21 protein-coding genes are annotated in these 23,547 nt (G+C 67.7%); 12 read left to right on the top strand and 9 right to left on the bottom strand.

The genetic code is table 11. The annotated features are described in order from the left end of the window. The first annotated feature begins 202 nt into the window (after window positions 1–202). Complete coding sequence (locus WG898_RS01440; RefSeq protein ID WP_339601001.1) at window positions 203–1,489, top strand: MFS transporter; 1,287 nt, start codon at window positions 203–205, stop codon at window positions 1,487–1,489. Here the strand turns inward: WG898_RS01440 and cphA are convergent. Next, window positions 1,486–4,065 carry a cyanophycin synthetase gene (cphA, locus tag WG898_RS01435; protein ID WP_339601000.1) on the bottom strand — a complete coding sequence of 860 codons (2,580 nt, stop codon included), beginning with the start codon at window positions 4,063–4,065 and terminating at the stop codon, window positions 1,486–1,488. The genes WG898_RS01440 and cphA overlap by 4 nt on opposite strands. 26 nt (window positions 4,066–4,091) lie before the next feature. After that, a complete protein-coding gene (locus WG898_RS01430; RefSeq protein WP_339600999.1) occupies window positions 4,092–6,263 on the bottom strand; it encodes a cyanophycin synthetase in 2,172 nt (723 codons plus the stop codon). 179 nt (window positions 6,264–6,442) lie between these two features. Here WG898_RS01430 and WG898_RS01425 point away from each other — a divergent pair, with 179 nt between their 5' ends. Both WG898_RS01425 and WG898_RS01420 read left to right on the top strand, forming a co-directional pair. Then, on the top strand, window positions 6,443–8,728 hold the full coding sequence (locus tag WG898_RS01425) for a cyanophycin metabolism-associated ABC transporter (RefSeq protein WP_339600998.1): 2,286 nt from the start codon (window positions 6,443–6,445) through the stop codon (window positions 8,726–8,728). Beyond that, window positions 8,725–9,201, top strand: a complete 477-nt coding sequence (locus WG898_RS01420; RefSeq protein ID WP_339600997.1) for a cyanophycin metabolism-associated DUF1854 family protein — start codon at window positions 8,725–8,727, stop codon at window positions 9,199–9,201. Before WG898_RS01425 ends, WG898_RS01420 begins: the two co-directional genes overlap by 4 nt. Before the next feature lie 3 nt (window positions 9,202–9,204). Here WG898_RS01420 and WG898_RS01415 read toward each other — a convergent pair whose 3' ends face one another. From WG898_RS01415 to WG898_RS01390, 6 genes are all read right to left on the bottom strand, one after another. Further along, window positions 9,205–10,596: a 4Fe-4S binding protein gene (locus WG898_RS01415; protein WP_339600996.1), complete on the bottom strand. Its 1,392-nt coding sequence runs from the start codon at window positions 10,594–10,596 to the stop codon at window positions 9,205–9,207. Further along, a complete protein-coding gene (locus WG898_RS01410; protein ID WP_339600995.1) occupies window positions 10,596–10,934 on the bottom strand; it encodes a cupredoxin domain-containing protein in 339 nt (112 codons plus the stop codon). The genes WG898_RS01415 and WG898_RS01410 overlap by 1 nt, the downstream gene beginning before the upstream one ends. Beyond that, complete coding sequence (locus tag WG898_RS01405) at window positions 10,931–12,352, bottom strand: carbohydrate porin (protein ID WP_339600994.1); 1,422 nt, start codon at window positions 12,350–12,352, stop codon at window positions 10,931–10,933. Before WG898_RS01405 ends, WG898_RS01410 begins: the two co-directional genes overlap by 4 nt. Continuing rightward, a complete protein-coding gene (locus tag WG898_RS01400) occupies window positions 12,352–12,918 on the bottom strand; it encodes an iron transporter (RefSeq protein WP_339600993.1) in 567 nt (188 codons plus the stop codon). Before WG898_RS01400 ends, WG898_RS01405 begins: the two co-directional genes overlap by 1 nt. A gap of 95 nt (window positions 12,919–13,013) precedes the next feature. Beyond that, window positions 13,014–14,015 carry a TerC family protein gene (locus WG898_RS01395; protein ID WP_339601601.1) on the bottom strand — a complete coding sequence of 334 codons (1,002 nt, stop codon included), beginning with the start codon at window positions 14,013–14,015 and terminating at the stop codon, window positions 13,014–13,016. Between the two features lie 4 nt (window positions 14,016–14,019). Beyond that, the gene (locus WG898_RS01390) at window positions 14,020–14,442 is read right to left on the bottom strand and encodes a TerB family tellurite resistance protein (protein WP_339600992.1); all 423 of its coding nucleotides are present in this window, start codon (window positions 14,440–14,442) and stop codon (window positions 14,020–14,022) included. Window positions 14,443–14,551: 109 nt separating this feature from the next. Here WG898_RS01390 and WG898_RS01385 point away from each other — a divergent pair, with 109 nt between their 5' ends. The 8 genes from WG898_RS01385 to WG898_RS01350 all read left to right on the top strand — a co-directional run bounded on the left by WG898_RS01385 (window position 14,552) and on the right by WG898_RS01350 (window position 22,128). Beyond that, the gene (locus WG898_RS01385; RefSeq protein WP_339600991.1) at window positions 14,552–15,442 is read left to right on the top strand and encodes a LysR family transcriptional regulator; all 891 of its coding nucleotides are present in this window, start codon (window positions 14,552–14,554) and stop codon (window positions 15,440–15,442) included. 121 nt (window positions 15,443–15,563) lie between these two features. Beyond that, on the top strand, window positions 15,564–16,742 hold the full coding sequence (locus WG898_RS01380; RefSeq protein WP_339600990.1) for an isovaleryl-CoA dehydrogenase: 1,179 nt from the start codon (window positions 15,564–15,566) through the stop codon (window positions 16,740–16,742). Window positions 16,743–16,745: 3 nt separating this feature from the next. Then, on the top strand, window positions 16,746–17,663 hold the full coding sequence (locus tag WG898_RS01375) for a pyridoxal-phosphate dependent enzyme (protein WP_339600989.1): 918 nt from the start codon (window positions 16,746–16,748) through the stop codon (window positions 17,661–17,663). Beyond that, window positions 17,660–18,241 (top strand): GNAT family N-acetyltransferase, encoded by a 582-nt coding sequence (locus WG898_RS01370; RefSeq protein ID WP_339600988.1) that lies wholly within the window; start codon window positions 17,660–17,662, stop codon window positions 18,239–18,241. The genes WG898_RS01375 and WG898_RS01370 overlap by 4 nt, the downstream gene beginning before the upstream one ends. Next, entirely contained in the window at window positions 18,238–18,918 is a 681-nt protein-coding gene (gene can, locus WG898_RS01365; RefSeq protein ID WP_339600987.1) for a carbonate dehydratase, read from the top strand. The genes WG898_RS01370 and can overlap by 4 nt, the downstream gene beginning before the upstream one ends. A 25-nt stretch (window positions 18,919–18,943) precedes the next feature. Next, complete coding sequence (aceK, locus tag WG898_RS01360; protein WP_339600986.1) at window positions 18,944–20,755, top strand: bifunctional isocitrate dehydrogenase kinase/phosphatase; 1,812 nt, start codon at window positions 18,944–18,946, stop codon at window positions 20,753–20,755. A 30-nt stretch (window positions 20,756–20,785) separates the two neighbouring features. Next, entirely contained in the window at window positions 20,786–21,964 is a 1,179-nt protein-coding gene (locus tag WG898_RS01355) for an acetyl-CoA C-acyltransferase (RefSeq protein ID WP_339600985.1), read from the top strand. Between the two features lie 11 nt (window positions 21,965–21,975). Beyond that, a complete protein-coding gene (locus tag WG898_RS01350; RefSeq protein ID WP_339600984.1) occupies window positions 21,976–22,128 on the top strand; it encodes a hypothetical protein in 153 nt (50 codons plus the stop codon). Between the two features lie 295 nt (window positions 22,129–22,423). On the opposite strand, the gene WG898_RS01345 is transcribed toward WG898_RS01350, so the two are convergent. Next, window positions 22,424–22,612 carry a hypothetical protein gene (locus WG898_RS01345; protein WP_339600983.1) on the bottom strand — a complete coding sequence of 63 codons (189 nt, stop codon included), beginning with the start codon at window positions 22,610–22,612 and terminating at the stop codon, window positions 22,424–22,426. Window positions 22,613–22,787: 175 nt separating this feature from the next. Between WG898_RS01345 and WG898_RS01340 the strand changes: the two genes are divergently transcribed. Next, on the top strand, window positions 22,788–23,459 hold the full coding sequence (locus WG898_RS01340; protein WP_339600982.1) for an SDR family oxidoreductase: 672 nt from the start codon (window positions 22,788–22,790) through the stop codon (window positions 23,457–23,459). Window positions 23,460–23,547: the final 88 nt, after the last annotated feature.

Genomic DNA, 23,547 nt, shown 5'->3' with positions numbered 1-23,547 from the left:
TGGGCGGTGATCAGGCCGTGCCACCTCCATGCAGTGCAAGGCGGTGGCCTTGGCAAGCAGAGCAGACCCAATGGCTGCTCCGTGCCGGCTTCGGTCGCTTCGGCGTCTGTATCGATCACGGCATGTGGTGCCTGACTCTGTTCCGCGCCGCCCGCGCTTCCTAGACTGCGCCGCTTCCAACTACACGAAGGAGTGAACACCGATGCTGCAGTTCTGGGGGCGTGTGCAGGCCTGCGCCATGCCGGTGCGCTTGTTGATGTTGAGCGAGATGTTTCACCTGCTGGCCAACGCGGTGGGGCAGCTGGCGCTGAGCTGGTGGATTGCGCAGCGCGGCGGTGCGGCGGATCTGAGCCGTTATGGCGCCTTGATGGCGGCTTGCAGCCTGCTGGCCATGCCCCTGCTTTCGCCCCTGGGCGACCGCTGGCCCAAGCGCCGGCTGATACGCCTGGGCAAGCTCTTGCTGCTGCTGGATGCGCTGGCGCTGTGGCTGCTGGCCTGCAGCGCTGTCTACAGCCTGGCCCTGCTGTGCGCCTGCAGCCTGCTCTCCATCGTGGCCAATGCCGCGCTGCTGCCGGCCCAGGCCAGCATCCTGGCGGAGCTGGTGCCGGCCGCCGAGCTGCCCGCGGCGATACGCCTGCGCCGTGGCGCGCAGGCCCTGGGTGGCCTGCTGGGCCCAAGCCTGGCCGGCGCCGCCCTGGCCTTGGGGGATATGCGCCTGGCCCTGGGCCTGAACCTGGCGATGTTCGCCATCGCGGCCCTGGCCGGCTGGTGCCTGGCAGAGCCCAGCCATGCGTCGGCGCCCGCGCCGCATGCTGCCTGGCTGGCTGATCTGCGCGCCGGCCTGCGTGCCAAATGGGGCGTGCCGCTGGACCGCTGGTGGACGCTCACCGGGGCGCTGATGATGGTGTTTCTGCTGCCCGCCATTGGCATGCTGCTGCCGCTGCGGGTGCAGGCATTGGGTCTCTCGGCGCTCTGGTTCGGCGCCTGCACGGCGGCGCTGTCGCTTGGGCTGTTGCTGGGCGTGGCGGGCCTGGCTGACCTGCTGATGGCGCGGCTCGATCGGGTGCGTGCGATGGCCGCCGCGCTGGCCCTGTGCGGCTTGGCCGTGGCGGGCATAGGCCTGGTCGACTGGGCGCCGGGCCTGCTGCTCTTGTTTGCGGCGATCGGCCTGGGCATGTCGGTCACCCAGCTGGTGGGCCAGACGCACCGCACGCTGGCCATACCCGAGGCGTTTCGCGCGCGCATGGCGGCCGGGCAGCTGGCCCTGGCCCAGGTGGCCGCGGCCCTGGCACCGCTGCTGGCCGGCCTGCTGCTGCAGCATTGGGCGGTGGCCAGCGTCTATCTGCTGCTGGCCCTGGGCTTTGGCTTCAGCGGCTTGTTGCTGCTGCTGGTGCCGGGCCTGGCGCCCTTCCTGCGCATGGACCATGCGGACGCGCAGGGCTGGTACGGGCGGCGCTACCCGGAGGCGTTTGCGCCGCCGCGAGCCTAGCCCGCGCTGATGCGCTGCGCCAGATGCGCCAGCGCCTCTTCCACCTGATCCACCAGCACCAGACAGAGGTCGCCGGGCTGCAGGCGCTCCAGCGCGGTGTCGATGGCGAGGAACTCGCCGCGGATCTCGTCGATGCGGCTGGTGCGCTTGGCGCCCTCCAGGCCCTGGCGCAAGAGCGCCAGCACCTCGCCGTCCTCGCGGCCGCGCTGGCAGGCGTCCTGGAACAGCAGCACCTCGTCGAAGGCCTCGCCGAGGATCTGGGTCTGGATGCGGATGTCCTCGTCGCGGCGATCGCCGGCGCCCGAGATCACCACCGAGCGCTTGCTGGCCGGCATGGCCTGCACCGCGGCCACCAGGGCGCGCATGGCGTCGCCGTTGTGACCGTAGTCGGCGATCACGGTGGCGCCGCGGTAGTCCATCACATTGAAGCGGCCGGGCGCGTTGTCGGCATCGTTGGCAAAGCTGCCGACGCCGCGGCGTATGGTGTCCCAGTCCAGGCCCACGCCCCAGGCCGCCGCCACCGAGGCCATCGCGTTCTCGACCTGGAAGCCTATGGTGCCGTGGCGGGTGATGGGAATGTCGCGCAGCGGGATGCTTTCGCGCCAGGAGCCCTGCGCGGCCACCAACTGGTCGCCGTCCACATAGACGCAGCGCTTGCCCTGGGCGCGGTGCGTGGCCATCAGCGGGTGGTGGCGGTCGGCGGCGAAATAGATGATCTGGCCCGGGCAGACGCTGGCCATATTGGCCACCACCGGGTCAGCGGCATTCAGCACCGCATAGCCGCTGGGCGCCACGTTCTGCACGATCACGCGCTTCACCAGGGCCAGCTCTTCCACGGTGTTGAGGAAGTTCATGCCCAGGTGGTCGCCCTCGCCGAGGTTGGTGACCACCGCCACCTGGCAGCGATCAAAACCCAGGCCCTCACGCAGCACACCGCCGCGCGCGGTCTCGAACACGGCCGCTTCCACGTCCGGGTGCATCAGCACATTGCGCGCGCTCTTGGGGCCCGAGCAATCGCCGCTGTCGATCTGGCGGCCGTCCACATAGACGCCGTCGGTATTCGTCATGCCCACGCGCAGGCCCATGGTGGCGAACAGATGGGCGATCAGGCGCGAGGTGGTGGTCTTGCCATTCGTGCCGGTGACGGCCACCACTGGGATGCGGCCGTCCTCGCTCTTCTGGCCATGGCCGTAGAGGTGGCTGATGATGGCCTCGCCGACATTGCGGCCCTTGCCATAGCTGGGCGAGAGATGCATGCGCAGGCCCGGCGCGGCGTTCACCTCGACGATGCCGCCGCTCTGTTCTTCGAGCGGGCGCAGCACGCTCTCGGCCACCACGTCCACGCCGCAGACATGCAGGCCCACCACCTGGGCGGCGGCCACGGCGCGCGCCGCCACATCCGGGTGCACATCGTCCGTCACATCGGTGGCGGTGCCGCCGGTGGAGAGGTTGGCGTTGTTGCGCAGCACCACGCGCCGGCCCTTCTCGGGCACCGACTCGGGGCTCAGGTCTTGCTGGGTGAGGCGCGCCACGGCGATGTCGTCGAAGCGGATCTTGGTGAGCGAGGTGGCATGGCCGTCGCCGCGCTTGGGGTCGGCATTGACCTTGTCGACCAGCTGCTTGACGGTGTGCACACCATCGCCGATCACATGCGGGGGGTCGCGGCGCGCGGCGGCGATGAGCTTGTCGCCGATCACCAAGAGGCGGTAGTCGCTGCCGGGCAGGAATTTCTCCACCATCACCTGGCCGATCTCGTCGGCGGCCTTGTAGGCCTCGTCCAGTTGCTGGCGCGTCGTCACGTTGACGGTCACGCCCTTGCCCTGGTTGCCGTCCACCGGCTTCACCACCACCGGCAGGCCGATGTCCTGGGCCACCGCCCAGGCCTCGTCGGGCGAATCCACCGGCGCACCGATGGGCACCGGCACGCCGGCCGATTGCAGCAGGCGCTTGGAGAGGTCCTTGTCTTGCGCAATCGATTCGCTCACCGCGCTGGTGGCGTCGACCTCGGCGGCCCAGATGCGGCGCTGCTTGGCGCCCCAGCCGAACTGCACCAGGCTGCCCTGGGTGAGGCGGCGGAAGGGCACGCCGCGCTTCACCGCGGCATCGACGATGGAGCCGGTGGAGGGGCCCAGGCGCACGTCCTCGTCCAGCTCGCGCAGCTTGGTCAGCACGGCCTCGCTGTCAAACGTGCCGCCATCCATGGCGGCGCTGACCAGGCGCACCGCCTCTTCAAAGGCCAGGCGGCCCACGTCCTCTTCGCTGTACTCGACCACCACCTGGTAGCTGCCCTCTTCGGAGGTCACATGGGTGTGGCTGAAGGTCACCGGGCAGCCGGCCTGGGCCTGCAGGGCCAGGGTGGCCTGCTCCAGCACATGGGCCAGGGAGATGGCTGTCTTTTGCGCGCTGGCGGGGCGCAAGGCACCGATGCTGGGGAAGAGGGCGCGCAGACGGGCTTCGAAGCCCGCCATGTCGGCGATGGAGCGTTCGGCGGGCGTGCACATCACCACCGCCTCGATGGCGGTGTGACGGCTCCACATATTGGGGCCACGCAGGGCTCGGGTGCGAGTGACTTCCATGGTGCTCGGTCTTGGATGTGGGTTGCTTATTGGGCGAGTTCGGGCACGAAGGTGTCCAGGCCGGCCGAGATCAGTTCGGGGGAAATGTTGAGGGCCCAGGCGGTGGCCACCGCGGCCAGCAGGGTGGCCGCATCGGTGGTCTGGCCGGCGGCGGCGAAGCGCTTCATCAGGGCCTCGATATTGGCGCCCGAGGTTTCGGAGGCACCCTGCGCCAGCACCGCGGCGCCGCCCTGCAGGAATACCGCACGGCCGCCCTTGTCGCGGTGCGCGGCCAGGGCTGCGCTGTCGAGCGCGTAGAACAGCACCTCGCCGTCGCACAGCTCGGCCATCTCGACCAGCTGCGGGTCGGCGGCATTCAGCACCGCGGCGCCGTCGGACAGCACCACGTCGACCTGGGTGCGCAGCACCTTGAAGAGCTGGTCGTGGGTGCGGATGTCATGCTCGTCCAGCTGGCCCAGCGCGGCGGTGTCGGTCACCACGCCGACCTGGCAGCGGTCATAGGCCAGGCCGTCGGTGAGGATGGTGGCGGCGCTGTTCTGCACCACCACGGCATCGACGCCGCGGTTCATCAGCAGGCGGTGTGCGGCATCCCAGCGCGCGCTGGGCTTTTTCTCGACCCGGCGCGTGCCGAGGAAGAGGCCGTCGTTGCAGGCCAGGCCCACATGGCGGCCATTCAGGTGCAAGAGCCAGGCCACCAGACGGCTGATGTGCTGGCCGCCCGCGGAGGCGGTCACGCCGACGATGGGGATGCGGCCGTTCTCGTCCTCGGCGAAGAGATGGTCGATGATGGCCTGGCCGACCGGCTGGGGCATGCCCTCGGCGGGCTTCAGGTGCATCAAGAGGCCGGGGCCGGCGTTCACCTCGACGATGGCGCCGCCGGTTTCCGACAGCGGCTTGGCAATGTCTTCGCTCACCAGGTCGATGCCGGCGATGTCCAGGCCTATGGTGCGCGCCGCCAGCGAGACCACATGCGCCACCTCGGGATGAACCTGGTGCGTGCAGTCGATCGCCACGTTGCCGTTGCGCTGGATCAGCACGCGCTGGCCGGCCGCGGGCACGGCCTCGGGGGTCAGGTCTTGCCGCTGCAGGTCGAGCAGGATGACGGCATCCTCGGGCACGTCGATGCGGTTCAGCGGGAAGTCTTCGGTGAGGCCACGGCGCGGGTCGGTGTTGATCTGCTGATCCACCAGTTGCACAACATTGTGCTTGCCGTCGCCGGTGATCCAGGCCTCGTCGCCGCGTGCGGCGGCCACCACTTGGCCGCCCACCACCAGCAGGCGGTGCTCGTTGCCGGGGATGTTGCGCTCCACCAGCACCTCGGAGCCGTTGCGCTCGGCCAGCTCGAAGGCGGCGCGCACATCGGCCTCGCGCTTCAGGTCCAGCGTGACGCCGCGGCCATGGTTGCCGTCGGAGGGCTTCACCACCACCGGCAGGCCCAGGTCCTGCGCCACTTCCCAGGCCTCGTCGGCATTCTTCACCGCCTGGCCCTCGGGCACCGGCACGCCCACCGACTTGAGCAGGCTCTTGGTGAGGTCCTTGTCACGCGCAATGCCTTCGGCGATCGCGCTGGTCATGTCGGTCTCGGCCGTCCAGATGCGGCGCTGGCGCGCGCCATGGCCCAGCTGCACCAGATTGCCGTCGTTCAGGCGGATATGCGGGATGCGGCGATCGGTGGCCGCGGCGACGATGGCCGCGGTGCTGGGGCCGAGGTAGCAGTCGTCGACCTTGTCGCGCACCCGGGCGACGGCGGCGCTGACGTCAAAGGCCTCGGCGTTGATGGCGGCCATCAGCAGCGCATGGCCCTCGGCCAGGGCGGCGCGCGCCACCTGCTCGTCGCGGGCGCGGAACACCATGCGGTAGACGCCGGTGGTGGAGGTGCTGCGGGTCTGGCCGAAGCCGGTGGGCATGCCCGAGAGGTTGAGCAACTCGATCACCACATGCTCCAGCACATGGCCCATCCAGGTGCCCTCGCTGAGGCGCTGCATGAAGCCGCCGCGCTCGCCCACGCCGCAATGGTGTTCGATCAGGGCCGGCAGCTGGTGCGTGAGGCGATCGTTGAAACCCGGCAGCAGATTGGACGGGAAGTCCTCCAGCCGGCCCAGATCCAGCCAGACTTCGAGGACCGGGCGGTAGGTCCACATATTGGGACCGCGCAAATAGTTGACGCGCAAAAGCTTGATGTCGTCGTGTCTGCTCATGGGGGAGGGGCCTGGTACAAGCGTGGGCTGGGGGAAAAATTCAAGGCGCAATTGTGCGCTCAACCGGGGGTGAGTTCCCGCATGGGTGCCTGCTGCGGTGGCAAGACCCGCTTCTGGGCGAAAATCGCCGATCTCACGCAGCGAACCGGCCCTCTTGGGGCGATTTGGCACAACACAAAATGCAGCATCACCATCCCGACGGCGCGCCGGACCAGCATCCGGAATTGGCTACCTTGCAGGCGCGTCTCACGAGAGACGAGAACGTTGTAGCCCCGCTGGAGGTTGACCTGGACGCGCAGCTGCGCTTTGCGCGCAGCTTGTTGGTACTCACCAACAAACGCCTGCTGGCCTGGGATGCTGGCACGCGGCGATGGTCCGAATGGGCGCTGCACGCCGGCCTGGCGATGAAGATTTCGGACCATGCCGGGGTCGGTTGCCTGGAACTTGTGGATCAAACGCAACGCCTGGCCCAGTGGCGCTTCACCTTGCAGATCAATTTGCAGGCGCAGCGCTGGCAGGAGGCTTTCGAGCGGCGAGATGAGCCGCAGCGCGCCCAGACCGAGGAGCCGGAGCTCTGCCCCAGCTGCCATGCCCCCTTGCCGCCGCCGCCCGACAACGAGGAATGCCCCACCTGCGCGCGCGAGCTGCACACGCCGCCCTCGACCTGGGTGCTGCTGCGCCTGTGGCGCTTCGCCCGGCCCTACCAGGGTCAGCTCTTGCTGGGCTTTTTACTGATGCTGGGCGCCACCGGCGCCACCCTGGTCGGCCCCTATCTGTACCGGCCGCTGATGGACGAGGTGCTGATCCCCTTCCAGCAGGGCCACAAGATCGAGCCCTGGCTGGTGGCCTTCTACCTCAGCGGCCTGCTGGGCGCGGGCCTGGTGTCCTGGCTGCTGGGCTGGGCCAAGACCTATATCCTGGCCCTGGTGTCCGAGCGCATCGCCGCCGACCTGCGCACCAACACCTTCGAGCATCTGCTGAGCCTCTCGCTGGAGTACTTCAGCAACAAGCGCACCGGCGACCTGATGTCGCGCATCGGCTCCGAGACCGACCGCATCAGCGTGTTCCTCTCGCTGCATGCGTTGGACTTCATCACCGATGTGCTGATGCTGGCGATGACGGCCATCATTCTGTTCTCGATCAACCACTGGCTGGCGCTCGCCACCCTGGTGCCGCTGCCCTTCATCGCCTGGATGATCCACCTGGTGCGCGACCGCCTGCGCACCGGTTTCGAGAAGATCGACCGGGTCTGGGGCGAGGTCACCAGCGTGCTGGCCGACACCATTCCCGGCATCCGCGTGGTCAAGGCCTTTGCCCAGGAACGGCGCGAGGCCAAGCGCTTCAAGGACGCCAACCAGAACAATCTGCAGGTCAACGACCGGCTCAACAAGACCTGGAGCCTGTTCGGTCCCACCGTCTCGCTGCTCACCGAAATGGGCCTGCTGGTGGTCTGGGCCTTCGGCATCTATCTGGTCTCCAAGCAGGACATCACGGTCGGCGTGCTGACCTCCTTCCTGGCCTATATCGGCCGCTTCTACGGCCGCATGGATTCGATGAGCCGCATCGTCTCGGTGACGCAAAAGGCCGCCGCCGGTGCCAAGCGCATCTTCGACATCCTGGACCATCAATCGAATGTGCCCGAGCCGGTCAACCCCACCAAGCTGGACAAGGTGAAGGGCGGCATCCAGATGCAGGACATCGGCTTCCGCTACGGCAACCGCGCCGTCATCCGCGGCCTCAGCCTGGACATCCAGCCCGGCGAGATGATTGGCCTGGTGGGCCACAGCGGCTCGGGCAAGAGCACGCTGGTGAACCTGATCTGCCGCTTCTACGACGTCACCGAGGGTTCCATCAAGGTCGACGGCGTGGACCTGCGCCGCATCGGCGTGGCCGACTACCGCCAGCACATCGGTCTGGTGCTGCAGGAGCCCTTCCTGTTCTTCGGCACGATTGCCGAGAACATCGCCTACGGCAAGCCCGAGGCCACGCGCGAGGAGATCGTGGCCGCGGCGCGCGCCGCCCATGCGCATGAGTTCATCCTGCGCCTGCCGCAGGGTTACGACTCGCTGGTGGGCGAGCGCGGCCAGGGCCTCTCGGGCGGTGAGCGCCAGCGCATCTCGATCGCGCGCGCGCTGCTGATCAACCCGCGCCTGCTGATCCTCGACGAGGCCACCTCCTCGGTGGACACCGAGACCGAGAAGGAGATCCAGAAGGCGCTGGACAATCTGGTGCAGGGCCGCACCACCATCGCCATCGCGCACCGCCTCTCGACGCTGCGCAAGGCCGATCGCCTGGTGGTGATGGACCGCGGCCAGGTGGTGGAAGTGGGCCCGCACGACGAGCTGATGGAGAAAAAGGGTGCCTATTGGCGCCTCTACGAGGCCCAGGCGCGCCGCATGGACGAGGGCGAGCCCGAGGCCATCAAGCTGCCCAACCCGAGCGCCCATACCGCGGAGGCCGCATGAGCATGACGACCCCTTACCGACAGCTTGCCCGCAACAGCTTTGGGCGCCTGGTGCTCACCGACGCCGAGGGCATCGAGCACGTGGGCGTGAACCCGGTGCGTGCGCACCCGATCTCGGCACCCGACGAGGGCGTCTCCCTGGTCGGGCCGGACGGCCATGAGCTGGCCTGGATAGACCGCCTCTCGGCCCTGCCCGCGGCCGAGCGCGAACTGCTGGAGAGCGAATTCGCCGCGCGCGAATTCACCCCCATGGTGACGCGGCTGAAAAAGGTCTCGACCTTCTCCACCCCCAGCCTCTGGACGGTGGAAACCGACCGCGGCGAGGCCAGCTTCATCCTCAAGACCGAGGAAGACATCCGCCGCCTCGGCGAGGGCCGGCTCCTGATCACCACCAGCCACGGCCTGCAATTCATGGTGCAGGACCGCTTTGCGCTGGACCGCCACTCCAAGAAGCTGCTCGAACGCTTTCTCTGACGCTCACCAGTGGCGCAGCTGCAGCGTCCAGGCCGCCAGCACCGGCGCCAGCCCCAGCGCCACCAGGGCGAGGGCGCCGGCAAGGCGCCAGCCGCGCTGGCCGGCCAACGTAAGCTGCCGGCCCAGCAGGCGTAGCGACCACAGCGCCGCCGCGCCCAGCGCCAGCAGGCGCAGCGAGTCGGCGAGCGGGAACAGCAGGCCTTCCGCGCGCAGCTGGGTCTGCGTCAGCATGCTCAGGCCGGCCAGCAGGCAGGCGGCGCCCAGCGGCACCAGGGCCAGCGCCAGCACCGGCCAGGCCTGGCGCGTCAGACGTGCCGCCGCCCACAGTGCGGCCTGCAGGCAGCCACCCAGCAGCAGCGTGACGGCCGCGATATAGGCCGGGATCAGCAGCCCGTCCAGCCAGATGAAGCTGTCGCCCGCCTCGGGGTAATGGGTCAGCAGCCACCAGGGGGCGTTGTTGTCCAGCAGGGCCCAGAGCTCGCGCTCGGCGGCCCAGCCGGCCAGGGCCTGACGCCATGCCACGAACCAGGGGCTGGCCGACCATTGGAAGGCCGCCACCGCCACGCCCAGCAGGCCCCATACCAGCAGCAGGGCCTCGGAGCGGCCGGCCTCGCGCGGCGTGCTGTGCACGATCTCGGCCTCGGGCGAGCGCGCGCTGAGGGTCACGGCGTCGCGATGCCCGCTGCAGCGCCCGCAGGCATGGCATTGCGAGGCGCTATTGAGCTGCTTGACGCTCAGCAGCGGCGCGCAGTCCACCGCGCTGGCGCGCTGCGGATAGGCGTCCCAGGCCTGGCGGTCCACACGGTAATGCAGCGGGCTCAGGCGCGCCAGCAGCGCAAACACGCCAGACACGGGGCAGAGGTAGCGGCACCAGACCCGCTTGCCGCGCCCCCATAGCAGGCCCACCGCCACGGCGGCGACGGTGGAGCCACCCAGCACCAGCAGGGCCGCCTTCGGATACTCGTAGACGCTGATCAGCTGCCCGTAGACGGTGGTGGCGACGAAGGCCAGCACCGGCCAACCGCGCCAGCGCAGCCAGCGCGGGATCGCAGCGCCGCGGCCATGGCGGCTGGCCAGCTCCGACAGCATGCCCTCGGGGCAGAGCAGGCCGCACCAGACGCGGCCGAACAGCAGGGTGGCGAGGATCACCCCCGGCCACCACATACCCCAGAACACGAATTGCGCGGCCAGCGTGAGGTTGTTGAACAGGGTCTGGCCGGTCTGCGGCAGCGGCAGACAGGCCGGCAGCACCAACAGCAGCGCATAGACGGCCACCACGCCCCATTGCAGGGCCTGCAGCCGGCCGCGGTGGCGCGCCAGGGCATCTCCCAGGCGCGCCAGGCGGGCACGCCAGCCTTGCGCCGGGCGGTGCAAGATGATGGGGGCGATGTGCATCAGCGCACCAGCACTTCTAGTACCCCGCTCACCGGGTTGAACTCGTCGACGAATTCATAGCGCCCCGGCGCCAGCGCCGGCAGCACCAGGAAGGAGCGCGCGCCCGCGGCCAGCACCTTCTCGATGTGCATCTCGTCGTTCTCGAACTCGAGCGGGCCAGGGCCGTGGTTGATGAGCTCGATCTTGACGCGCCGCCCGGCCGGGATCTCCAGGCGCTTGGGGCTGAACACGCCGTCGCGCACCTCGACGCTGAAGCTGGGCAGGGGCTCGGCGGCGGCCAGGGCGGCAGTGGCGGTGCCGGCCAGCAGGCCGAGCAGCAGGGCACGGCGGGCAATCACAGCGACAACCTGGCGCGCAGGCCCAGCACCCAGCCGCCGCGTACCGCGGCATCGCCGCCCAGGCGGCGCAGCCATTGCAGGTCGGGCGTCAGCTCCAGCTTCGGGCCGATCTGCCAGCGGTAGTAGAGCTCGGCGAGCTGCTCGCTGCCGCTGGCGGCGTAGCCCCAGTCGGGTCGGCCATCGCCGTCGGCGTCCAGCGTGGCCGAGGCAGCGGCAAAGCCGGGGGCGGTGCGCAGGCGGCCCAGTGCCAGCCCGACCGCGTCGGCGCCGCGGCGCCAGGCGTTGCCGCGCCACTCCAGGCCGGCCACCAGCGCGCGGTCGAAACGCTGCTGCCCGGCGCTCTGGTGGCCCCAGCGCGCAAACAGGCTGAGGTCGTCGCCCACCTGCTGGTCCAGGGACAGGCCCAGGCCGCGATGGCGCTGCATCTGGCCGTCAAAGCCCTGGCCCTGGCCTTGCGTCCAGGCGTAGACCCGGTAGCTGCCCGGCAGGTAGTTGAAGCGTCGGCGGGTCTCGAGCTGGGCGATCGCCAGCGGCTTGCTTGGCTTGGCGCTGAAGTTGGCGCCGCTGCCGCTGGCGAACAGGCCCAGCGAGGCGGTCCAGCCGGCGGCCTTGTCGCTGTCGTCCAGCCATTGCAGCACCGCGCCCGGCGCAAAGCCGAAGCGGTCGGCGCGCACATCGCCGCCCGAATCCAGCAGCGGGTTGTGCACGAAGGCGTTGTTGAGGAATTTGGCGGACTCGTCGTCGGCCAGGCCGTTGGCATCGAAATAGACGAAGGGGTCGAGCTTGCCCAGCGTCAGGCGCAGGCGGCTCGTTGCCGTCTGGGTGGCGCGCTCGCGCGGCAAAGGCAGCTCAAGCTGGAAGCCGGCCTGGGCCAGGATGGCAAAGGAGGCGTCGGCGTCCTCACCGGTCTGGAAGGCCAGCGTGTTGGGCGTGCTCGTGTAGCTGGGGCGCAGGCCGACACCGCTGCCCTGGCCGAAGCGCAGATGGGCGAAGGCCTTGCCGCTGATGTCGGCCCATTCGCCCGCGGGCACGCTCACTTGCACGTCGCCGCGGTAGTTGAGGCGGGTCTCGTGCGCCTCGCTGGCGCTAAAGCGCGCCGGCAGCGTCTGCATCACCGCGCTCAGGCTGGCGCTGACGCTGACGCCCGCCAGCGCCTCCATGCGGGCGGCCGGCTTTTGCAAGGCCTGCGCCTGGGCTTCCAGGGCCTTGACCCGGGTGGCCATCTCGGGTTCGCGCTCGCTCAGGCGCTCGCTGTCCAGCGCCTGCTCCAGTTCGGTATTGCGCTTTTCCAGCGCCTCGACGCGCGCCGTCAGCCGCGCCAGCGCGTCCAGCAGCTGGCGCTCATCGAGCGCGGCATGGGCCGGCAGTGCGGCCGCCAGGGCCGCCGCGGCGGCCAGCACAGAGCTGCGCACACGCATCAGTAGCCGCCTTTCTTGCCGATGCCGGCGTAGGTGAACTCCCACTCCAGCTCGAAGGGCTTGAACCAGGGGCGCACGCCGGTGGCGCGGTCGGTGTGGCGACCGAAATGCTGGCCCATGGGATTTTCCTTGGCGGCCGGCGGGTAGACCGTGTACTTGACCCGGTAGCGGCCGGGGCCCTGCAGCTTGACGTTGTCGCCATAGTGCGGGCCGTCGCTGGCCACCATGGGCATCATGTGGCCGCGTATCGGTTCGTCCTTGCCGCCCACCTTCACCAGCTCGAAGGTGATGTGCAGAAAGGGAATCCAGCTGCCCTCCGGGAAACCGTTCACATTGCCGGACAGGGCATGGATGTCGGCTTCGAGATGGATGTCCGAGTCGGCCGCGCGACGCATATGGCCCTCGGGCTCCATGTCCACCGCCTGCAGGTAGACCGCGCCGATCTCCATGCCGTGCCGGTTCTGTGGTGCGCCGATGGGGAATTCAAGGGCGCTGGCGGGCAGGGCGCCGAAGGTGAGGGCGGCGGCCAGGCCAAGGGCGGCGCTGGCGCGGATGAAACGGGACATGGGGAGCTCCGGGCTGTGAACAGGAATGCCCGGAGTCTACCTAAATGCGAAGCGTTCTCATTTGAGAAAAATCAATACGAGGGTTTCGCTGCCGCTCAGCCCCGCTCCAAGCCTGCCAGCGGGGGCTGCCGGGTCTTCCAGAGCGAGACCAGCACGCCCCCCGCGATCAGGAGGGCCGTGATGCAAAGGCTCAGCAGCGGGGGGAACTTGCCCACGATGCCCACCAGGAAGATCTTGGAGCCTATGAAGACCAGCACCAGTGCGAGCGCATATTTGAGGTACTTGAAGCGGTGGATCATGGCCGAAAGCGCGAAGTACAGGGCGCGCAGGCCCAGGATGGCGAAGATATTGCTGGTGTAGACGATGAAGGGGTCGGTGGTGATGGCGAAGATCGCCGGCACCGAGTCCACCGCAAACACCAGGTCGGCAAACTCCACCATGCACAGGGCCAGGAACAGCGGGGTCGCCCAGAGCAGCTTGGGCCCGCCCGGGGTGGCCGGGCGGCGCACGAAGAAGGCATGGCCGTGCAGCTCGGGCGTGACGCGCATGACCCGCCGCAGCAGGCGCAGCAGGGGGTTGTTGGCGAGGTCGGTGTGGCTGCCGTCGGCGCTCATCCAGAGCATCTTCAGGCCGGTGAGCACCAGGAAGGCGCCAAACAGGTAGAGCAGCCAGCTGAACTCGGACACCAGGGCCGAGCCCAGCCCAATCATGATGGCGCGCAGCACGATCACGCCCAGGATGCCCCAGAACAGCACGCGGTGCTGGTACTGCCTGGGCACGGCAAAGTAGCCGAAGATCAGCGCGATCACGAACACATTGTCGATGGACAGCGACTTCTCGATCACGAAGCCGGTGAAGTACTCGACGCCGCTTTGTGGGCCCAGCTGCCACCACAGCCAGGCGCCGAACAGCAGGGCCACGCTGATATAGCCGCCGGACAGCCAGAGGCTTTCGCGGATGCCGATTTCGCGGTCGGACCGGTGCAGCACGCCCAGGTCCAGCGCCAGCAGGGTCGCCACGGTGCCGGCAAACACCAGCCAGAGCCAGAGGGCCTGGCCCAGCAGCGGGCTGGCCATGAGGTCGGCAAGAGCGGGCATGAACTCAGACATGGCGGCTCAACTCGCGGGCACGCTGATTGGGCACGCCGACGCGCCATTGTGCGAGGGCTTGTGCCAGCACCAGGCATTCGCCATCGGCCAGCAGTTCGTCGGCCTGGGCCACCGCCACGCAGGCCTGTAGCACCTGGGCGCGCAGGCCGGGGTCGGTGATCTCGGCCAGCAGGGCGCTGACCAGCGCGGCATCCACCGCGGGGCGGTCCCAATGGCCCTGGGCGCAGCTGAGCAGGTCTTCGCACAGGCCCTGCAGTACCTCGCTGAGCGCGCCGACGCTCAGGCCCAGGGCCTGCGGCAGGCCCAGGCGCTCCAGCGTCTGGGCCTCCACCCGGCTGACATGGCCATCGGCCAGCATGGTCAGGGCCACCAGGCGGGCGGCGGCTTGGGGGCTGTTGGTCGGGTAGCTGCGCATGGTGTGGCTCCGGTGAGGGGGGAGGAATGAAGGGACAGGGCGAAGCGTAGGTGCGCTGATTCGCTTGAAAAAGCAGAGAATTGATTAACGTTACTTCTGCAAAACAGAAATGAGCCTGCATTTCAGCTACCGCCACCTCTACTACTTCTGGGTGGTGGCCAAGGAGGGCGGGGTGAGCAAGGCCGCCGAACGGCTGGGCATGGCGGTGCAAACCGTCAGCACCCAGGTGCGTGAACTCGAAAAAGCCCTGGGCGCCAGCCTGCTCAAGCCCGCCGGGCGCGGGCTCGCGCTCACCGAAGCCGGCCAGGCCGCCTTGCAGCAGGCCGAGCTGATCTTCCAGCTCGGCGAGCAACTGCCCATGGTGGTGCGCGATGCGGTGAGCGTGCCGCGCATGCGGCTGGCGGTGGGCATTTCCAACGGCCTGCCCAAGCTGGCGGTGCGTCGCCTGCTCTTGCCCGTGAGCAGCGAGCCGCAGCTGCGCCTGCTGTGCCTGGAAGACCGTTTCGAGAACCTGCTGGCCGAACTGGCCCTGCACCGCCTGGATGTTGTGCTGGCGGACAGACCGGCGCCGCCGCACAAGAGCCTGAAGGTCTACAGCCATGCCATGGGCCATTCGCCGGTGGCCTGGTATGCGCCGCGGGAGCTGGCCGAGGCCGCCAGGCTGGACTTTCCGGCCTCGCTGGCGCGCCTGCCGGTGCTGTTGCCCACCGCCCACGCGGCGCTGCGCGCGCGGCTGGACGCCTGGTTTGATCGCCTGGGGCTGCAGCCCCAGGTCGCGGGCGAATTCGAGGACAGCGCCCTGTTGGCCACCTTCGGCGCCGGCGGCATGGGGGTGTTTCCGGCCGCCGAGCTGGTGCATGACAAGCTCACCGCGCGCTACGCGCTGGAGCGGGTGGGACCTTGCGAGGGAGTGCAGGAGCAGTTCTACGCCATAGATACCGAGAAAAAAGTGGCCCACCCCCTGGTAAAACGCCTCTTGCCTGCGGCTGCGGGGGCGTGATTACAATTGACGTTTACGTAAACGTAAGTCAACGCAAGGCGGGCCGCGCCATCCCGCGACGACGGTGCTGGGCCGCGATGGCCCCTACCATTGATTTCTGCAAGATCCTAGGAGACAAGCAATGAACCTGCCCGGCCTGAACTTCCAACTCGGTGAAGACATCGACGCCCTGCGCGATGCCGTGTATGCCTTCGCGCAAGCCGAGATCGCACCGCGCGCCGCCGAGATCGACCACAGCGACCAATTCCCCATGGACCTGTGGCGCAAGATGGGCGAGCTGGGCATTCTGGGCGTGACCGTGCCCGAGGAGTATGGCGGCGCGAACATGGGCTATCTGGCGCATATGGTGGCGATGGAGGAGATCAGCCGCGCCTCGGCCTCGGTGGGCCTGAGCTATGGCGCGCACAGCAACCTCTGCGTCAACCAGATCAATCGCAACGGCAATGCGGCGCAGAAGGCCAAGTACCTGCCCAAGCTGATCAGCGGCGAGCATGTGGGCGCGCTGGCGATGAGCGAGCCGGGCGCCGGCTCCGACGTCATCAGCATGAAGCTCAAGGCCGAAGACAAGGGCGGCTACTACCTGCTCAACGGCAACAAGATGTGGATCACCAACGGCCCCGACGCCGACACCCTGGTGGTCTATGCCAAGACCGAGCCTGAGCTGGGCGCGCGCGGTGTCACGGCCTTCCTGATCGAGAAGGGTATGAAGGGGTTCTCGATCGCACAGAAGCTCGACAAGCTGGGCATGCGCGGCTCGCACACCGGCGAGCTGGTGTTCCAGAACGTCGAGGTGCCGGCCGAGAACGTGCTGGGCACGCTGAACGGCGGCGCCAAGGTGCTGATGTCGGGCCTGGACTATGAGCGTGCCGTGCTCACCGGCGGCCCGCTGGGCATCATGCAAAGCGTGATGGACAACGTCGTTCCCTATATCCACGACCGCAAGCAGTTTGGCCAGAGCATCGGCGAGTTCCAGCTCATCCAGGGCAAGGTGGCGGATATGTACACCGTGCTGCAGGCCGGCCGCAGCTTTGCCTACACGGTGGCCAAGAACCTCGACCTGCTGGGCAGCGAGCATGTGCGCCAGGTGCGCAAGGACTGCGCCTCGGTGATTCTCTGGACCGCCGAAAAAGCCACCTGGATGGCCGGCGAGGGCGTGCAGATTTTTGGCGGCAACGGCTATATCAACGAGTACCCGCTGGGCCGCCTCTGGCGCGACGCCAAGCTGTATGAAATCGGGGCGGGCACCAGCGAAATTCGCCGCATGCTGATTGGCCGTGAACTCTTTGCCGAGACGATGTAAGTCGTGAAAGCGCTGCACCTCAACACGCCCTTGCTGCGCGCCGCGCCAGGCCTGTTTCCGCAGGCCGAGGTGTGGCTGAAGATGGACGCCCTGCAACCCAGCGGCAGTTTCAAGCTACGCGGCGTGGGGCGGCTGGTGCAACAGGCGGCGGCGGACGGCGCGCGCGAAATCGTCTGCGCCTCAGGCGGCAATGCCGGTTTTGCCGCCGCCCATGCGGCTGTGGCATTAGGTCTGGACGTCACCATCGTGCTGCCGGAAACCAGCAGCGCCGCAGTGGCCGAGAAGATTGCCGCGCGCGGCGCCACGGTGCTGCGCCATGGTGCGGTGTTTGACGAGGCCAATGCCTTTGCCCAGGCGCTGGCGGCCGAGCGCGGTGCGCGTTATGTGCACCCCTTCGACCACCCCTTGTTGTGGGAGGGACATGCCAGCCTGATCGACGAGGTGCTGGCCGAGGGGCTGGAGTTCGACGCCGTCATCACCGCGGTGGGCGGCGGCGGCCTGTTCTGCGGCATCGTGCAGGGCCTGCAGCGCCACGGCCTGCATGGCGTGCCGGTCATCGCGGTGGAGACCCTGGGGGCCGACAGCCTCAGTCAAAGCCTGCAGGCCGGCCATGCCGTCACCTTGCCGGCCATCACTTCGATCGCTACCTCGCTGGGGGCGCGCCGCGTGGCCGACCAGGCCCTGTATCTGGCGCAAAGCCACCCCACCCTAAGCCTCACCGTCAGCGATGCCCAGGCCACGCAAGCCTGCGCGCGCTTTGCCGATGCGATGCGCGTGATGGTGGAGCCCGCCTGCGGTGCGGCCCTGGCGGCGCTGAGCGTGCATGAGGCGGCGCTGGCAGGCTTCAAGAGACCCTTGGTCGAGGTCTGCGGTGGCATCGCTGTTTCGCTGCCGCAGTTGCAGGCCTGGAGCGCTGCATGACGGATGCCTTGCTGCAGCCGCCAAGACTGGAGGGTGAGCGCTGTGTGCTGCGCGCACTGCAGGCGAGTGACGCGCCCGCACTGCAGCGCCATGCCGACGATCTGGCCGTCTGGCGCAATCTCTTTGACGGCTTCCCGTATCCCTACACACTTGCCGATGCCCAGGCCTGGTGCTCGGAAGGCTGGCGCGCCGGCGGCTGGGTCTGGGGCATAGAGCATGAGGGCGCCGTGATTGGCTGCGTGGGTATCAGGCCAGAGGCAGGCTGGCTACGCTGCAATGCCGAGATCGGCTACTGGATCGGGCAGGCGTTCTGGCGCCGCGGCATCACGGGCGAGGCCTTGCGCATGGCCACGAGCTGGGCCTGGGCCGAGCGGACCGAGCTGAGCCGCATCTACGCACCCATCTTTGCCTGGAACGAGACTTCGCAGGCGGTAGCGCGCAGCGCCGGCTATGCGCTCGAGGCGCACTGGCCGCAGAGCGCCTTCAAGGCCGGCCGGCTGATTGACCGGGTGGTGTGGGCGGCCTATCGCGATGGCGCAAGCACGGCGTCATTCGATCCCATGACAATCAAGCCATGAGCACCGAACTTCAAGAACTGCTGGACAGCAACAAGCAATGGGCCGCCGAGACCGAGGCGCGCGAGCCCGGGTTCTTCTCGCGCCTGCTCAAGCAGCAGACGCCGCAATACCTGTGGATAGGCTGCGCCGACAGCCGCGTGCCGGCGAATGAGCTGGTGAACCTGCTGCCGGGCGAGCTGTTCGTGCATCGCAATGTCGCCAACGTGGTGGTTCATTCGGACCTCAACTGCCTCTCGGTGATGCAGTTCGCGGTGGACGCGCTCAAGGTCAAGCACATCATTGTCGTCGGCCATTCCAATTGCGGCGGCGTAAAGGCGGCGCTGCTGGACATGCGCACCGGCCTGGTGGACAACTGGCTGCGCCATGTGCAGGACGTGCGCAATCACCATCACGAGTGGCTGGACAGCCTAGACGCCGATCAGCGCGTCAACGCCTTGTGCGAGCTCAATGTGCTGGAGCAGGCGCGCAACGCCTGCCAGACCACGGTGGTGCAGGACGCCTGGGCGCGCGGCCAGGAGGTCGTCGTCCATGGCTGGGTCTATGGCCTGCACAACGGCCTGCTGGAGGACTTGGCGCTCACGGTGGGCGCCGCCGACCAGTTGGCCGCGGCCTTCCAGAAAGCCTTGAGCGCCGTCAAGGCCCGCTACGAAGGCGCCAGGCTAAGCTCGGCAGCCTGATCCAGCCGCTACGGAGCCCTGCGCGATGTTCCCCCAGAAGCTCACCGACGCGCGCGCCTTCGAGATCGCCGAGGCCATGCTCGGTGGTTTCAATCGCCATTACCGCCTGTTCCGCGCCACCACGGCCGAGGCCAAACAGCGCTTCGAGCGCGGCGACTGGCAAGGCCAGCAACGCGCGCAGGCCTTGCGTATCGAGTTCTACGACAAGCGCGTGGACGAGGGCATCGCGCTGCTGGAGCAGCGCTTCCAGGCCAGCGAGTTGCCGATGGAGGTCTGGCAGCAGGTCAAGCTGCACTACATCGGCCTCTTGACCAACCACCACCAGCCCGAGCTGGCCGAGACCTTTTTCAACTCGGTGTGCACGCGCATCCTGCACCACAGCTACTTCCACAACGATTTCATCTTTGTGCGGCCGGCCGTCTCGACCGAATACATCGAGAACGACGAGCCCGCCGCCAAGCCCACCTACCGCTGCTACTACCCGACGCGCGAGACCCTGCACGAGACCATGGTGCGCATCGTCAACAACTTCCAGCTCGAACGCGAGTTCGAGGACCTGGACCGCGATGTCGAGCATGTGCTGAGCGCGATGCAGCGCGAACTGGGCCTGTTCCGCTGGCGCACCAATTTCCAGATCCAGGTGCTTTCGTCCCTGTTCTATCGCAACAAGGGTGCCTACCTCGTGGGCAAGATCATCAACGGCTTCAGCGAGACGCCGTTTGCCTTGCCCATCCTGCACAACGAGCGTGGCTATCTCGGTATTGACGCGGCGCTGTTCGGCGAGGACGAGTTGCTGATGGTGTTCAGCTTTGCGCGTGCCTACTTTATGGTGGACATGGAGGTGCCCAGTGCCTACGTGCAGTTCCTGCGCTCGATGATGCCCAGGAAGCCGCGCGCCGAGCTCTACAGCGCCATTGGCCTGCAAAAGCACGGCAAGAACCTGTTCTACCGGGACTTCCTCTACCACCTGCGCCATTCATCCGACAAGTTCCGCATCGCGCCCGGCATCAAGGGCATGGTGATGCTGGTGTTCGACCTGCCCAGCTACCCCTTCGTCTTCAAGCTCATCAAGGACTTCTTCCCGGCGCAAAAGGACAACACCACGCGGGAGCTGATCCAGAGCAAGTACCTCTTGGTGAAGCAGCACGACCGCGTGGGCCGCATGGCCGACACGCTGGAGTACAGCAACGTCGCCTTCCCGCGCTACCGCTTCGAGGAAGAGCTGATCAAGGAGTTGAAGACCTTCTGCCCCAGCCTGCTGGAGGAGCAGGGCGACGATCTGATCATCAAGCATGTCTACATCGAGCGCCGCATGGTGCCGCTCAATATCTACATCCAGGAAGCCACACCGCAGCAGCTCGAGCACGCGGTGATCGAATACGGCAATGCGATCAAGGACCTGGTGGCGGCCAACATCTTCCCCGGCGACATGCTGTGGAAGAACTTCGGCGTGACGCGCCACGGCAAGGTCGTGTTCTACGACTACGACGAGATCGAATACCTCACCGACTGCAACTTCCGCAAGGTGCCCGCCGCGCGCAACGAGGAGGACGAGATGTCGGGCGAGGTCTGGTACGCGGTCGGGCCGCGCGACGTCTTCCCTGAAACCTTCGGCCCCTTTCTCTTGGGCCATCCGGGCGTGCGCGAGGTGTTTCTGCGCCATCACGCCGATCTTCTCGACGCCGAGTTCTGGCAGGGCCACAAGCAGCGCATCCTGGCCGGCCATGTGCACGACGTCTTCCCCTATGAGGCGCACAAGCGCTTCTATGCCAGGCATGGCAAGGCAGCAGCACCGGTGCTGGCCGAGCCCGAGCATCGCGAACTGCCGATCCAGTAAGTAGCAAGTCTTTTTTGTAGGAGAACTTCCATGTCAGACTCCATCGTCATCGTCTCCGCCGCCCGCACGCCCATCGGTGGCCTGCTGGGTGATTTCTCCGGCCTGCAGGCCTGGGAGCTCGCCGCCGTGGCCATCAAGGCCGCGGTCGAACGCGCCGGCGTGCCCGGCGACGCCATCCAGGAGGCCTTCATCGGCAACTGCCTGATGGCCGGCCAGGGCCAGGCCCCGGCACGCCAGGCCGTGCTCAAGGCCGGCCTGCCGCAATCGGTGGGCGCGGTGACGCTCTCGAAGATGTGCGGCGCCGGCATGCGCGCCACCATGTTTGCCCACGACACGCTGAAGGCCGAGAGCGCCGACATCTTGATCGCCGGCGGCATGGAATCCATGACCAATGCGCCGCACCTGATGTTCGCGCGCAAGGGCATCAAGTACGGTGCCGCTCAGATGTACGACCATATGGCGCTGGACGGCCTGGAAGACGCTTACGAGCGCGGCAAGGCCATGGGCGTGTTCGCCGAGCAATGCGTGGCCAAGTATTCCTTCACCCGTGAAGCGCAGGACGCCTTCGCGATCGCCTCCACCGAGCGTGCCAAGCGCGCCAACACCGACGGCAGCTTCACTTGGGAAATCGCCCCGGTGACGGTGGCTGGCCGTGCCGGTGACACCGTGTTCGACAAGGACGAGCAGCCCTTCAAGGCCAAGCTCGACAAGATCGCCGGCCTCAAGCCCGCGTTCAAGAAGGACGGCACCATCACCGCCGCCACATCCTCCAGCATCTCCGACGGCGCCGCCGCCATGGTGCTGATGCGCGCGAGCACCGCCGCCAAGCTGGGCCTGGCGCCGGTGGCACGCATCGTCGGCACGGCCGTGCATGCGAATGCGCCGGAATGGTTCACCACCGCCCCGGTGGGCGCGATCCAGAAGCTGCTGGCCAAGAACGGTTGGGACGCCAAGAGCGTGGATCTGTGGGAAGTCAACGAGGCCTTTGCCGCCGTCACCATGGCGGCGATGGCCGAGTTCAAGCTGCCGCACGAGATCGTCAACGTCAACGGCGGCGCATGCGCCCTGGGCCACCCGATCGGCGCCTCGGGCGCGCGCATCATCGTCACCCTGCTGGGCGCACTCAAACACCGCGGCCTCAAGCGCGGCGTGGCAGCACTGTGCATAGGCGGCGGCGAGGCGACGGCCGTGGGCGTGGAACTGATCTGAGCCTGCTGCCCTTGCCGCAGCGCCTGGCGGCCTGGGCCGCCGGGCCGCGCGTGCTGGGCGCGCTGCTGGCCGGCATCTTGCTGGTCTACGCGCTCTTCAACCTGCCCGGCACACCGGGCAGCCAGCTGCCTCTGCAGGCCCTGGGCGCGGCGCGTTTCACATAAGCGTTATGTCCCGGAGAAAATGAAAAACCTTGGTGGGCATGGAGATCGAGAGTCAGGGTTGACGCTGGCCCGAAACGCCGCGGTCGTGTTGCTTGCGGGCTTAGTAGGCACAATCCTGCTTGTGGTTGCCGCGGTGTTGTTCATCTGGTTCTGGCCCTAGAAGCAAGGCCCCTGTGACATGACACGAATAGTCGACTTGTGGCTTCACCTATGTGCCAGCCTGTGGCCATTGCCCGCGACGCAACTCAGGCAACGGAACTCACATGAAACTTTGGCGCGGACAACCCGATCATGATCATTGGCGGAAGCCGTTCATGGCACGAGAGCGCGGCTCGGTGTGGCTGGCAATTGGCGTCGCTTCCTTGATCTCGGCCTGGTTCAAGTGGACAAAGCCCGCAGAGCCGCCATTTACCGGCAAGTGGGGGTGGCTGATGGAGGGCTTGCACACAAGCCTTGGAGTCAAAGGACCTGCAATCTTGTTCATGCTTGTTGGCAGCATGTTCATGCTCTGCGGCGTGATGGCTTGGAGGCGAAAGTGACTTCCAGCCAGTTGCCTAAGCGGATTTGCGGGGACATGTCGGCCGCAAGATTCATGTCATCCTGGCCCTTCGGCGTTCCGCCGTTGCAGGCCGTTCATCCCTAACATTCGCAAACCTCAAATGTCCTCATCCCTCCTGATCATCGGCGCCTCGCGCGGCATAGGCCTTGAATGGGTGCGCCAGGCGCGCGCCGCCGGTGCGCAGGTGGTGGCCACGGCGCGCAGCGACGAAGGCCTGGCGGCCATCACGGCGCTGGGCGCCCAGGCCTTGCGCCTGGACGTGGCCGACACCGCCAGCGCCTCCGGCCTGGCCTGGCAGATCGACGGCCAGGCCTTTGATCAGGTGCTGATCTGCGCCGGCATCTTCGGGCCCAGCAGTGCCGGCCTGCAGACGCCCACGGTGAGCGATTTCGATGCGGTGATGCACACCAATGTGCTGGGCCCCATGCGTGTGCTGCCGCAGCTGGTGGACGCGCTCGCGCCCGATGCACGCCTGGCCATCATCTCCTCGCGCATGGGCTCCATGGGCCTGCGCCAGAACTCCAGCGGCTGGTTGTACCGGGCCTCCAAGGCGGCGGTGAACTCGGTGCTCAAGGATGCCTCGCTGATCCTGCAGGGCCGCGCGATCTGCGTCAGCCTGCACCCGGGCTGGGTGCGCACCGACATGGGCGGCGCCGACGCCGACATCGATGTGGCCACCAGCGTGGCCGGCATGCGCACCGTGCTGGCCACCCTCAAGCCCGCCCACAACGGCGGCTTCTTCAACTACGACGGCAGCCCGCTGGCCTGGTAGCGCCGCTATGCTTCCTTCCCGTAGCGCCGGGAGGTGCAGGGGAGGAATGCAAGAAAACGATGCCGATGATCGGCACCAAACCCGGTAT

The organism is Paucibacter soli, assembly GCF_037482845.1.
GTDB classification, from domain to species: domain Bacteria; phylum Pseudomonadota; class Gammaproteobacteria; order Burkholderiales; family Burkholderiaceae_C; genus Paucibacter_B; species Paucibacter_B soli.
This window is presented reverse-complemented; position numbering and strand designations above follow the sequence as displayed.

Excerpts from the sequence above, each read along its gene's own strand:
- WG898_RS01440 (WP_339601001.1), top strand. The coding sequence starts at position 203 with ATGCTGCAGTTCTGGGGGCGTGTGCAGGCCTGCGCCATGCCGGTGCGC.
- cphA (WP_339601000.1), bottom strand. The coding sequence starts at position 4,065 with ATGGAAGTCACTCGCACCCGAGCCCTGCGTGGCCCCAATATGTGGAGC.
- WG898_RS01430 (WP_339600999.1), bottom strand. The coding sequence starts at position 6,263 with ATGAGCAGACACGACGACATCAAGCTTTTGCGCGTCAACTATTTGCGC.
- WG898_RS01425 (WP_339600998.1), top strand. The coding sequence starts at position 6,443 with ATGCAGCATCACCATCCCGACGGCGCGCCGGACCAGCATCCGGAATTG.
- WG898_RS01420 (WP_339600997.1), top strand. The coding sequence starts at position 8,725 with ATGAGCATGACGACCCCTTACCGACAGCTTGCCCGCAACAGCTTTGGG.
- WG898_RS01415 (WP_339600996.1), bottom strand. The coding sequence starts at position 10,596 with ATGCACATCGCCCCCATCATCTTGCACCGCCCGGCGCAAGGCTGGCGT.
- WG898_RS01405 (WP_339600994.1), bottom strand. The coding sequence starts at position 12,352 with ATGCGTGTGCGCAGCTCTGTGCTGGCCGCCGCGGCGGCCCTGGCGGCC.
- WG898_RS01400 (WP_339600993.1), bottom strand. The coding sequence starts at position 12,918 with ATGTCCCGTTTCATCCGCGCCAGCGCCGCCCTTGGCCTGGCCGCCGCC.
- WG898_RS01395 (WP_339601601.1), bottom strand. The coding sequence starts at position 14,015 with ATGCCCGCTCTTGCCGACCTCATGGCCAGCCCGCTGCTGGGCCAGGCC.
- WG898_RS01390 (WP_339600992.1), bottom strand. The coding sequence starts at position 14,442 with ATGCGCAGCTACCCGACCAACAGCCCCCAAGCCGCCGCCCGCCTGGTG.
- WG898_RS01385 (WP_339600991.1), top strand. The coding sequence starts at position 14,552 with ATGAGCCTGCATTTCAGCTACCGCCACCTCTACTACTTCTGGGTGGTG.
- WG898_RS01380 (WP_339600990.1), top strand. The coding sequence starts at position 15,564 with ATGAACCTGCCCGGCCTGAACTTCCAACTCGGTGAAGACATCGACGCC.
- WG898_RS01370 (WP_339600988.1), top strand. The coding sequence starts at position 17,660 with ATGACGGATGCCTTGCTGCAGCCGCCAAGACTGGAGGGTGAGCGCTGT.
- can (WP_339600987.1), top strand. The coding sequence starts at position 18,238 with ATGAGCACCGAACTTCAAGAACTGCTGGACAGCAACAAGCAATGGGCC.
- aceK (WP_339600986.1), top strand. The coding sequence starts at position 18,944 with ATGTTCCCCCAGAAGCTCACCGACGCGCGCGCCTTCGAGATCGCCGAG.
- WG898_RS01355 (WP_339600985.1), top strand. The coding sequence starts at position 20,786 with ATGTCAGACTCCATCGTCATCGTCTCCGCCGCCCGCACGCCCATCGGT.
- WG898_RS01345 (WP_339600983.1), bottom strand. The coding sequence starts at position 22,612 with ATGAACAAGATTGCAGGTCCTTTGACTCCAAGGCTTGTGTGCAAGCCC.
- WG898_RS01340 (WP_339600982.1), top strand. The coding sequence starts at position 22,788 with ATGTCCTCATCCCTCCTGATCATCGGCGCCTCGCGCGGCATAGGCCTT.